This window comes from Amycolatopsis sp. NPDC059657, from assembly GCF_042734395.1.
GTDB lineage: Bacteria > Actinomycetota > Actinomycetes > Mycobacteriales > Pseudonocardiaceae > Amycolatopsis.
Window position 1 is genome coordinate 21,610 of the sequence record NZ_JBHWEB010000074.1, and the last position, 10,326, is coordinate 31,935.

Genomic DNA, 10,326 nt, shown 5'->3' on the forward strand with positions numbered 1-10,326 from the left:
CTTTTGACGGTCGGCGGCGTTACGCTGCCAAGGTGACGATCCGGTATCCGGCCGAAATCGCGGTCACCGTCGCGGTGCTCGCGGGCTCGGTGCTGGCCGTGCTCAACGACGGCGAGCCGCCGAGGCTGGCCGTGCTCGGCTGGGCGCTGATCGTGGCCGCGTGCGCCGCGTTGTTCTTCCGGCGCCGGTTCCCCGTCGCGGTCGCCGCGGTCACGCTGGCCTGCTGCGCGGTGTACTACCCGCTCACCGACCCCGACGGCATCATCATCCTGACCTTCGCGTTCGCCCTGTACAGCTCGGCCGCCGAGGGGCACGTCAAACCCGCCGCGGGGCTCGCGGCCGCGTCGATGCTCGGGGTGACCGCGGGCGAGCTCACCTCGACCAGTGGTCGACATGTCGACAACTTCGCGTTCTTCCTGATGACCGGGTGGTTCATCGCCGTCGTCGCGGTCGGCGCGGTGACGCACTACCGGCGTGAGGCCGAACGGTCCAAAGAGGACGAAGCGAGGCGGAGGACGACCGAGGAACGGCTGCGCATCGCGCGCGAGCTGCATGACGTGCTCGGGCACAATCTCGCGCTCATCAACGTCCAGGCCGGCGCCGCGTTGCACAGCAAGGACGCCGTCCAGGCGCAGGACGCGCTCGGCACCATCAAGCGCACCAGCAAAGAAGCACTCCAGGAACTGCGCACGACGCTCGGCATGCTGCGACAGGCCGACGTCCCGAGCGTGTCGCGCATCAGCGAACTCGCCGAGGCCGTGCGCGCGAGCGGGCTCACCGTGCGGACCGAGATCGACGTCAAGACACTGCCGCCGGAGGTCGACCTCGCCGCGTTCCGGATCGTGCAGGAGGCGCTCACCAACGTCACCCGCCACGCCGCCGCCAGCGCCGTCACCATCCGCATCCGCGAGACCGGCCATGATGTGTCCGTGCAGATCGAAGACGACGGCCGAGGCGGGACCGCGAGTCCCGGCAACGGGATCCGCGGCATGACCGAGCGGGCGGAGGCGCTCGGCGGCGAACTCACGGCCGCCGCGTCCGAGACCGGGTTCCGAGTGCACGCGAGGCTGCCCCGATGATCCGCGTGCTGCTCGTCGACGACCAGAATCTCGTCCGCGCCGGTTTCAAGTCCATTTTGGACGGTGAGGACGACATCGAGGTGGTCGCCGAGGCCGCCGACGGCCGGCAGGCGCTCACGCAGGCACACGAGCACCGGCCGGACGTGGTGCTGATGGACATCCGGATGCCCGGCATGGACGGGCTCACCGCCACCCGGCATCTGCTCGCCGACCCCAAGCTGACCGGAACCAAGGTCGTCATCCTCACCACCTTCGACCTCGACGACGAGGTCTACGGCGCGCTGCGGGCGGGCGCGAGCGGCTTCCTCGTCAAGGACACCGAGCCGATGGAGCTCATCCACGGCGTGCGTGTGGTCGCGCGCGGTGACGCGCTGCTCGCGCCGTCGATCACGCGGCGGCTGATCTCGGAGTTCGCGGGCCGGTCCACGCGCCCGGTGCCGTCGCCGAGGCTGGCCGCGCTCACCGAACGCGAGCGCGAGGTCATGACGCTGGTCGCGACCGGCCTGTCCAACGACGAGATCGCCGCCGAGCTCGTGCTCAGCCCGGCCACGGCGAAAACCCATGTCAGCCGCATCATGACGAAGCTCGGCGTCCGCGATCGTGCGCAACTGGTGGTGCTGGCCTACGAATCGGCCATGATCACCCCGAAATGGCTTTCTCGCGATTGACCGTGCCCGCGGCTCGCGGGTAGTTGTCGCCTCATGCCGCACATTGCGATTTACGGTCGTGAGCAACACCTTTCGTCCGTCCAGGACGAGTTGTACGAATGCATTCGCAGCAGCATGGAAGACGCCTGGGGCGTGCGCGAAGAGGATCAGATCCAGCGTTTCATCAAGCTGAAGGACGAGGACTTCCGCTTCTCGGGCTCGTACAGCGGCCGCCTCACCTATATCGAGGTCCTCATGCTCGAAGGTCGCGACGCCGGCCTCAAGAAGAAGTTCATCCGGACGCTTTACGAGCGCGTCGCCGAGCGCTGCGGGATCGACGGCAGGGACCTCGAAATCATGATGCACGAGACCCAGCGGGCGAGCTGTGGCTTCGGCGGGCTGCCCGCCGACGAAATCGGCTAGTGCCCGCCCGATAGAATCGGCCGCGTAAGCAGCACAAACACCCGTCCCGTAAGGACCGAGCACGTGAAGATCGACAACAGTCCCGCCCGTGGCACCCGCGACCTGCTACCAGGGGTTGTCGCGCATCGGGACCACGTGCTCGCCACGATCACCGAGGTCTACCGGCGCTACGGCTACGAGCGCATCGAGACCCCGGCGCTGGAGGCCATCACCCGGCTGACCGGCGGTGAGGGCGGCGAGAACGCCAAGCTCGTCTACCAGGTGCTCAAGCGCGGCCTGCCCGAGCAGGTCGAGGCGGAGACGCCGCTCAACGACCTGATCGACCTGGGCCTGCGGTTCGACCTCACGGTCCCGCTCACCCGGTTCTACGGCAACAACCAGGCGAACCTGCCGCTGCCGTTCCGGTCGTTCCAGGTCGGCCCGGTGTGGCGCGCCGAGCGGCCGCAGAAGGGCCGCTACCGGCAGTTCTACCAGTGCGACATCGACCTGATCGGCGAGGAGTCCGTGCTCGCCGAGGCCGAGCTGATCGAGGCGACCACCGAGGCGCTCGCCGCGGTCGGCCTCACCGACAGCACGGTCCGCCTGTCCGACCGGCGATTCCTCTCGGCGCTCGCGGAGCACGCCGGGTTCGCCGAAGAAGACTGGATGCCGTTCTTCATCACGCTGGACAAGCTCGACAAGATCGGCTGGGACGGCGTGCGCGCCGAGCTGATCGAGAAGCGCGGGCTGCCGGAGAGCGCGGTCAAGACGGCGCTGGACGGCATCGAGCGGCTGCGTGACCTGCCCGCGTCGAAGGTGGCCGAGAGCCTCACCGACGTCGTGCCGAACCTCGACGAGCAGGTCGTCAGCGACCTGGCGACGACCGCCGCGAGCCTGGAGCGGCTCGACGGCGTCGAGTGGGCGTTCGACCCGACGCTGGTGCGCGGCATGGGCTACTACACCGGCCAGATCTTCGAGGTCAGCCACCCGTCGACGACGTCGTCGCTGGCCGGCGGCGGCCGCTACGACAAGCTCGTCGGCCGTTCTTTGGGCAAGGACGTGCCTGCCTGCGGCTTCTCGATCGGCTTCGAGCGGATCGTGGACCTGCTGGAGCAGAAGCTCGACCGCCCGAAGACCGCGGTGCTCTACGAGAGCGACGTCGCGGTGCCGGACGCGCTCGCCGCGGCCCGCCGGTTGCGCGCGGAGCACGGCGAGGTTTCGGCGATCAAGCGCAGCGGCAAGTTCCCGGCGCAGCTGAAGCGGCTCGAGGAATGGGGCTTCACCGCCTTCGCGCACTTGCGTGCCGACGGCGAGTCCGAGGTGCGCCAACTCCGGTAGTACGGGGAAGTCCCTAAGGGACAACCTCGGGAGTACGCGAAGTGCCCGCTGGAGTACGACGCTTCAGCGGGCACTTCTGCCGGATTCTTTCCGGCATGGAAACCATGACTCGCACCGAAGGCCGCCTGGCGCGGCTCGCCGGGTGGTCGCAACGCAATCGCTGGCTCGCCGTCGTGCTCTGGGTGCTCACGCTCGCGGCGATCACCTTCGCGTCCAACTCGGCAGGTAGCTCCTACCATAACGACACTTCCTTACCTGGCACCGAATCCCAGCAGATCCGCGACAAGTTCCCCGAGAATGGGTCAACCGTCCAGATCGTCTTCCCCGGCAACGCTCCCGTCGACGCGATGCTCGCCGAGGTCGGCACGCTCCCGCACGTCAAAGCCGTCGCCGAGCCGGTCATGTCACCGAACGGCAAGACCGCCTACGCGACCGTCGCGCTCGACAGCGGCACGCCCGGCGACGACGTCCGCAGGATCATCGACACGGCGACCAAAGTGGACCGTGTCGCGCTGAGCGGCGACGCCGTCCGTGCCGCGCAGAAAAGCGGTGGCGGGGCGTCCGAAGGCATCGGGCTGCTCGCCGCGCTGGTGATCCTCGTCTTCCTGTTCCGCTCGCTGCTCGCGGCGGGCCTGCCCGTGATCACCGCGGTGTTCGCGGTCGGCAGCACGCTCGGCGTGATCGTGCTGGTGAGCCACCTCGTCGACATCGCGAACTACACCGCGCCGCTGATGATGCTGGTCGGGCTCGGCGTCGGCGTCGACTACGCGTTGCTGATCTTTTCCCGCTACCGCAACGAAATCCTCGACGGCCACGACCGCGAGACGGCGGCGCGGCGCGCGCTGGACACCGCCGGCCGCTCGGTGCTCTTCGCGGGCTGCACGGTGATGATCGCACTGCTGGGCCTGCTCGCGCTCGGCCTCGGGTCGCTGCGCGGGGTGGCACTGGCGGTCGCGTTGACCGTGCTGGTCACCATGATCGCTTCGATCACGCTGCTGCCCGCGTTGCTGTCGCTGTTCGGCAAGCGCATCGAGAAGAACATCCTGCGCCGGAAAGTCAAGCACGGCAACGCTTGGCGCAAACTGGGCGAAGCGGTACAGCGTCGGCCGTGGGCACCGCTCACCGTCGGGCTCATCGCGTTGATCGGGCTTTCCCTGCCCGCGCTGGGCATGCGGCTCGGGTTCGCAGATTCGGGCACGGACCCGGCGTCGTCGACCACCCGCCAGGCCTACGACATGCTCGCAGACGGGTTCGGTCCCGGTTTCAACGGGCCGCTCATCGTCGTCTCCGAGAACGCGGACCCCGTTGCGGTACAACAGAAGCTGACCAGCACGCCGGGCGTCGACCACATCCGGCCGCAAGGCCCGATCGTGCTCGTCTACCCGACGACGGCTCCGCAGGACGCGGCGACGGCCGATCTGGTCGGGAAGCTGCGGACCGAGGTTTTGCCGTCACTGCAAGGGAAATTCCTCGTCGGCGGCTCGGTCGCGGCCGCTTCGGACTTCGCCTCGGCGGTGACCGACCGGCTGCCGCTGTTCATCCTGGTCGTCGTCGGGCTGTCCGCGCTGCTGCTGATGGTGGTGTTCCGGTCGATCCTGATCCCGGTCAAGGCCGCGCTGCTCAACCTGCTGAGCATCGGCGCCTCGCTGGGCGTGATCACACTGGTGTTCTCGCCGACGGGGCCGATCGAGGCGTTCGTGCCGGTGATGATCTTCGCGATCGTCTTCGGGCTTTCGATGGACTACGAGGTGTTCCTCATCTCGCGGATGCACGAGGAGTACCGGCGACGCGCGCCACGCGGTCACCGAAGGACTCGCGGCGACCGGCGGGGTCATCACGGCGGCCGCGGCGATCATGATCGTGGTGTTCGGCGCGTTCCTGCTGGACCCGTCCCGCATGCTGCAGCAGTTCGGCATGGGCCTCGCGGTCGCCGTCCTGCTGGACGCGCTGGTCATCCGCTGCCTGATCGTGCCCGCCGTCATGCGCCTGCTGGGCGACCGCGCGTGGTGGCTCCCCAAAAGCATGCGGCGCCTGCCCACGGTGGCGCTGGAGCCCTAAAAGGCTCGTGAGTGGTATTGCCGGTTCTAACCGGCAATACCACTCACGACTACCTATTCGTAGATCTCGCCCTTTTCGGCCTTCTCGACCAGCGAAGCCGGGGGCAGGAAGTGGTCACCGTAGCGCTCGGCCAGCTCACGCGAGCGGGCGACGAAACCGGCCAGGCCACCCTCGTACTGGTTGATGTACTGGATGACACCACCCGTCCACGCCGGGAACCCGATGCCGAAGATCGAGCCGATGTTGGCGTCGGCGACGGACGTCAGCACGCCCTCGTCGAAGCACTTCACCGTCTCGAGCGCCTCAGCGAAGAGCATCCGCTCCTTGAGGTCCTCGAACGGCACGTCCGCGCTGCCCGAGTTGAACGCCTCACGCAGGCCTGGCCAGAGGCCGGTCCGCTTGCCGGACGCGTCGTAGTCGTAGAAACCCGAGCCGGTGGAGCGGCCCTTGCGGTCGAACTCCTCCACCATGCGGTCGATGACGCCCTCGGACGCGTGCGCGTTCCAGGTGCCACCGGCGGCCTCGATCGCCTCGCGGGTCTCCTTGCGGATCTTGCGGGGCAGGGTCAGCGTCAGCTCGTCCATCAGCTGCAGCGGCGGCGCCGGGTACCCGGCCTGCGCGCCGGCCTGCTCGATCGACGACGGCGAGACGCCCTCGCCCAGCGCGGCGACGGCCTCGTTGAGGAAGGTGCCGATGACGCGCGAGGTGAAGAAGCCGCGGCTGTCGTTGACGACGATCGGGGTCTTCTTGATCTGCAGCGTGTAGTCGAAGACCTTGGCCAGCGTGGCAGGCGAGGTCTTCTCACCGCAGATGATCTCGACCAGCGGCATCTTGTCCACCGGCGAGAAGAAGTGGATCCCGATGAAGTCCTCCTGCCGCTGCACGCCCTCGGCGAGCGCGGTGATCGGCAGGGTGGAGGTGTTGGAGCCCAGCACCGCGTCGGCGTTGACGACGCCTTCGATCTCGCTGAACACCTTGTGCTTGAGCTCGACGCTCTCGAACACGGCCTCGATCACGAAGTCGACGCCCGCGAAGTCGGCCGCGTCCGCGGTCGGCTTGATCTTGGCCAGCAGCGCGTCCGACTTCTCCTGCGTGGTCTTGCCGCGCGAGAGTGCCTTCTCCTCGAGCTTGACCGCGTAGCCCTTGCCCTTTTCGGCGCCTTCCAGCGTGACGTCCTTGAGCACGACGTCGATGCCCGCCTTGGCGGAGACGTACGCGATGGCCGCGCCCATCATCCCGGCGCCGACGACGCCGACCTTCTTGGCCTGGAACTTCTCGAAGCCGTCCGGCCGCGAACCACCGGAGTTGATGGTCTGCAGGTCGAAGAAGAACGCCTTCGTCATGTTCTTCGAGACCTGGCCGGTCGCGAGGCTCACGAAATAGCGGGTCTCGATCTGGATGGCGGTGTCGAAGTCGACCTGCGCGCCCTCGATCGCCGCGGCGAGGATCGCCCGCGGTGCGGGCATGTTCGCGCCCTTGATCTGCTTGCGCAGGTTCGCCGGGAACGCGGGCAGGTTCGCCGCGAAACTCGGGTTGGACGGGGTGCCGCCGGGGATCTTGTAACCCTTGACGTCCCACGGCTGGACAGAGGCCTCGGGGTTGGCCTTGATCCACGCCTTGGCGGCGGGCACGAGTTCCTCAACGCTGCCGACGAGTTCGTCGACGAGGCCGAGCTCCAGCGCCTTGCTCGCGCGGTGCCGCTGGCCCTGCAGGAGCACGTTCAGCAGCGCGCTCTGGATGCCGAGCTTGCGGACGGTGCGTACCACGCCACCGCCGCCGGGGAGCAGGCCGAGGGTGACCTCGGGCAGGCCGATCTGCACGCCCTTGACGTCGGCCACGATGCGGTGGTGCGTCGCCAGCGCGAGCTCCAGGCCGCCGCCGAGCGCCGCGCCGTTGATGGCGGCGACGACCGGCTTGCCCAGCTGCTCCAGCCTGCGCATCTGGCCCTTCATCTCCGCGCCGCCCGCGGTGATCTCGGCGGCCTGCTCCGGCTGCGCCTGGATCAGGTCGTTGAGGTCGCCACCGGCGAAGAAGGTCTTCTTCGCGGAGGTCAGCACGACGCCGGTGATGGAGTCCTTCTCGGCCTCGAGCCGGTCCACGACCACGCCGAGCGACTCGCGGAAGTCGGCGTTCATGGTGTTGGCGGACTGCTTGGGGTCGTCCAGGGTCAGCACGACGATGCCGTCGGAGTCCTGCTCCCAGCGGATGGTCTTCGCTTCAGTCATTGTCTCTTCCTCAGACCCGCTCGATGATGGTCGCGACGCCCATGCCGCCGCCGATGCAGAGGGTGACGAGCGCGCGCCGCGCCTGGCGGCGCTCCAGCTCGTCGACCACGGTGCCGACCAGCATCGCGCCGGTGGCGCCGAGCGGGTGACCCATGGCGATCGCGCCGCCGTTGACGTTGACCTTCTCGGGGTCGAGCTTCAGGTCCTTGATCCACTTGAGCACGACGGAGGCGAACGCCTCGTTGAGCTCCCACAGGTCGATGTCGTCCACGGTCAGGCCCGCGGTGGCGAGCACCTTCTCGGTGGCCGGGGTCGGGCCGGTGAGCATGATGGTCGGCTCGGAGCCGGTGACCGCGGTGGCCACGATGCGGGCGCGCGGGGTCAGGCCGAAGTCCTTGCCGACCTGCTCGCCGCCGAGCAGCACGATGGCCGCGCCGTCGACGATGCCCGAGGAGTTGCCGCCGGTGTGCACGTGGTCGATGCGCTCGACCGAGTGGTACTTCTGCAGCGCGACGGCGTCGAAGCCGCCCATCTCGCCGATGCCCGCGAAGGCGGGCTTGAGCTTGCCGAGGCCCTCGGCGGTGGTGCCGGGGCGGCGGTGCTCGTCGTGGTCGAGGATCGTGACGCCGTTGATGTCCTTGACCGGCACGACCGACTTGGCGAAGTACCCGCCGGACCAGGCGGCTTCGGCCTTCTCCTGCGAGCGGACGGCGAACGCGTCGACGTCGTCGCGGGTGAAGCCCTCGATCGTCGCGATCAGGTCCGCGCCGATGCCCTGCGGGACGATGTAGTTGTCGTAGTTCGTGGTCGGGTCGAGGAACAGCGCGCCGCCGTCGGAACCCATGGGCACGCGCGACATCGACTCGACGCCGCCGCCGATGACCAGGCGGTCCCAGCCGGAGCGGACCTTCTGCGCGCTCAGGTTCACGGCCTCGAGGCCGGAGGCGCAGAAGCGGTTCAGCTGCACACCGGCGACACTCTGCGGCAGGCCGGCGACCAGCGCGGCGGTGCGGGCGATGTCGCCGCCCTGCTCGCCGACCGGGGAGACCACGCCGAGCACGATGTCGTCGATCACGGCCGGGTCCAGGTTCGGGTGCCTGACCTGCAGCTCGTTGATCAGGCCTGCCACCAGGTCGACCGGCTTGGTGCCGTGGAGCGCACCACCCTTGTTCTTACCGCGAGGCGTGCGGAGCGCCTCGTAGATGTAGGCCTCACTGCTCACTGAAACTCCTCCGTGCACGACGTCGTACATGTGCTAATGGCCATTAACATATGCCCAGATATCCCCATGGTGTCAATGGGTTGCGACCGAGTCAACTCGGCTACAGTATGTTCACCTATGGATCACCCACCCGCGCGCCGCCCGCGCGACCGCAAGGCCACGCTGGCCGCGGTCGCCGCGGAGTTGTTCCGCGCCCGCGGCTACCACGGCGTCGGCATCAACGACATCGCCGCGGCGGGCGGCGTCACCGGCCCGGCGCTGTACCGGCACTTCGCGGACAAGCAGGCGATCCTCGCGTACGTGGTGCTCTCCGGCATCGACGACATGGAGTCGGCCACCGCCGAGACGCTGACGGACGGCAGCCCGGAGCAGATCTCGACCTTGCTCACCACGCTCGCCGGCCAGGCCGTGGAACGCCGCGAGGTCGCCGCGCTGTGGCGCTGGGAGGGCAAGCACCTCCCGCGCGAGGACCAGCGCGAAATCCGCCGCCGCTCGGCCGCGGTGCTGGCGGCCTGGACGAAGGCGCTGCTCACCCACCGCCGTGAGTTGACTCCCGACGATGCGGAGTTCCTGTGCTGGGCGGGGCTGAGCGTGTTCGGGAGCGTCTCCGTGCACCACACGACCATCGCAAAGAAGCGCTTCTCGCAGCTACTGGTCGACCTGGCACACCGTGTCCTGCACGCGACAATTCCGGCCCAGTCCGTCAAGTCCACTGTTATCGAACCGCTCAGCGTCGGCACCCCCGCCCGGCGCGAGCAGTTGCTGACGGCGGCGACCGCGCTCTTCGGCGAGCGCGGCTTTCACGCGGTGAGCATGGAGGACATCGGCGCGGCCGCGGGCATCACCGGCCCCAGCGTCTACCGCCATTTCCCGTCGAAGGCCGCGCTCATGGTCGCGATCGGCCATCGCGCGGCCGACCGGCTGGCCGTCGGCGCCGACCAGGCGATGCGGTGCGCGGACGAGAGCGAGGCGTTACGCAGGCTCGCCGCGTCCTATGTGGACACATTGCGGAACACGCCGGAGCTGTCGGTCTCGTTCTCCGGCGACCCGGTCATGCTGCCGGAGCGGGACAAAGCGGACCTGCGGCGCGTGCAGAAGGACTACGTCGCGCGCTGGACGGCGCTGCTGTCCACGGTGCGCCCGGAGCTCAACGAGCGCGAGTCGAAGATCATCGTGCACGCCGCGCTGACCATCGCGAACGACCTGACCAGGACCCGCCGGGTCAACGCCCGGCCGAACCTGGAAGCGGAACTCGTCGCTTTGATGACCGCGGTGCTCGGCCTGGACTCGTGAGTGTTGGGGCGGGGGGGAGGCGAGCGCACGAACAAACCAGCCAATGCGCGCGACAGGCGGCC

Annotated in this window: 7 protein-coding genes and 1 pseudogene; 6 read left to right on the forward strand and 2 right to left on the reverse strand. The window is 68.7% G+C overall.

Translation table 11 applies throughout. The annotated features are described in order from the left end of the window. Positions 1-32: 32 nt before the first annotated feature. The 5 genes and pseudogenes from ACFV15_RS31835 to ACFV15_RS31855 all read left to right on the forward strand — a co-directional run bounded on the left by ACFV15_RS31835 (position 33) and on the right by ACFV15_RS31855 (position 5,524). The gene (locus ACFV15_RS31835) at positions 33-1,079 is read left to right on the forward strand and encodes a sensor histidine kinase (protein ID WP_378354950.1); all 1,047 of its coding nucleotides are present in this window, start codon (positions 33-35) and stop codon (positions 1,077-1,079) included. Beyond that, positions 1,076-1,747 (forward strand): response regulator, encoded by a 672-nt coding sequence (locus ACFV15_RS31840; protein ID WP_378354952.1) that lies wholly within the window; start codon positions 1,076-1,078, stop codon positions 1,745-1,747. The genes ACFV15_RS31835 and ACFV15_RS31840 overlap by 4 nt, the downstream gene beginning before the upstream one ends. Positions 1,748-1,861: 114 nt before the next feature. Further along, a complete protein-coding gene (locus ACFV15_RS31845) occupies positions 1,862-2,149 on the forward strand; it encodes a tautomerase family protein (RefSeq protein ID WP_378354953.1) in 288 nt (95 codons plus the stop codon). Between the two features lie 63 nt (positions 2,150-2,212). Next, positions 2,213-3,466 (forward strand): histidine--tRNA ligase, encoded by a 1,254-nt coding sequence (gene hisS, locus ACFV15_RS31850; protein ID WP_378354955.1) that lies wholly within the window; start codon positions 2,213-2,215, stop codon positions 3,464-3,466. Between the two features lie 401 nt (positions 3,467-3,867). Next, positions 3,868-5,524, forward strand: a pseudogene (locus ACFV15_RS31855) (MMPL family transporter). A 53-nt stretch (positions 5,525-5,577) separates the two neighbouring features. Here ACFV15_RS31855 and ACFV15_RS31860 read toward each other — a convergent pair. Together ACFV15_RS31860 and ACFV15_RS31865 are read right to left on the reverse strand one after the other, a co-directional pair. Next, the gene (locus tag ACFV15_RS31860; RefSeq protein ID WP_378354956.1) at positions 5,578-7,749 is read right to left on the reverse strand and encodes a 3-hydroxyacyl-CoA dehydrogenase NAD-binding domain-containing protein; all 2,172 of its coding nucleotides are present in this window, start codon (positions 7,747-7,749) and stop codon (positions 5,578-5,580) included. Between the two features lie 10 nt (positions 7,750-7,759). After that, the gene (locus ACFV15_RS31865; protein ID WP_378354957.1) at positions 7,760-8,971 is read right to left on the reverse strand and encodes an acetyl-CoA C-acetyltransferase; all 1,212 of its coding nucleotides are present in this window, start codon (positions 8,969-8,971) and stop codon (positions 7,760-7,762) included. A 117-nt stretch (positions 8,972-9,088) separates the two neighbouring features. Here ACFV15_RS31865 and ACFV15_RS31870 point away from each other — a divergent pair, with 117 nt between their 5' ends. Continuing rightward, positions 9,089-10,264 (forward strand): TetR/AcrR family transcriptional regulator, encoded by a 1,176-nt coding sequence (locus ACFV15_RS31870; protein ID WP_378354959.1) that lies wholly within the window; start codon positions 9,089-9,091, stop codon positions 10,262-10,264. Positions 10,265-10,326 lie beyond the last annotated feature (62 nt).